This window comes from Streptomyces pilosus (assembly GCF_014649835.1).
GTDB lineage: Bacteria > Actinomycetota > Actinomycetes > Streptomycetales > Streptomycetaceae > Streptomyces > Streptomyces pilosus.
In genome coordinates this window covers 1-767 of the sequence record NZ_BMTU01000048.1, presented here as the reverse complement: position 1 = coordinate 767, position 767 = coordinate 1, and the positions used below count along the sequence as shown (strand labels likewise).

Sequence of the window (767 nt, the reverse complement as noted above, 5' to 3'; positions counted from 1 at the left end):
TCGTGGGGAAGAGGAACTCTCGTCCGTGGATCGTGTCGGACGAACTGTGGTCGCTGATCGAGCCGTTGTTGCCGGAGCCGGGTCCGAAGTTGGTCGCCGGGCGGCCGAGGGTTCCTGACCGGCAGGCTCTGTGCGGGATCCTGTTCGTCCTGCACACCGGCATCCAGTGGGAGTACCTGCCCCAGGAGCTCGGCTTCGGCTCTGGCATGACGTGCTGGCGGCGGCTGGCCGCTTGGAACGAGGCCGGCGTGTGGGACCGCCTTCACGTCGTCCTGCTGCAGAAGTTGCGGGCGGCGAAGCAGCTCGACTGGTCTCGGGCGGTGATCGACTCCAGCCATGTGCGGGCCGCTCGACGAGGCCCAAAAGCGGACCCAGCCCGGTCGACCGTGCGCGTCCGGGCAGCAAGCACCACGTCCTCGTCGACGGTCAGGGCGTCCCGCTCGCGGTGTCGCTGACCGGCGGCAACCGTAACGACGTCACGCAACTGCTGCCCCTCCTCGCCAAGGTCCCGTCCGTCGCGGGCCTGGTCGGGCGGCCGCGTCGGCGGCCCGACGTGGTGCTCGGCGACCGTGGCTACGACCACGACAAGTACCGTCGGCTCGTGTGGGCTCTGGGCATCAAGCCGGTGATCGCCCGCCGCGGCACCCCTCATGGTTCGGGGCTCGGAGTGCACCGGTGGGTCGTCGAACGCACCATCGCCTGGCTGCACGGCTTCCGGCGCCTACGCGTCCGCTGGGAACGGCGCGACGACATCCACGAAGCCTTCC

At 70.0% G+C, this 767-nt stretch carries 1 pseudogene; it reads left to right on the top strand.

The features are described 5' to 3' along the window. Window positions 1-2 precede the first annotated feature (2 nt). A pseudogene (locus tag IE118_RS33845) lies at window positions 3-767 on the top strand (IS5 family transposase); the annotation flags it as partial.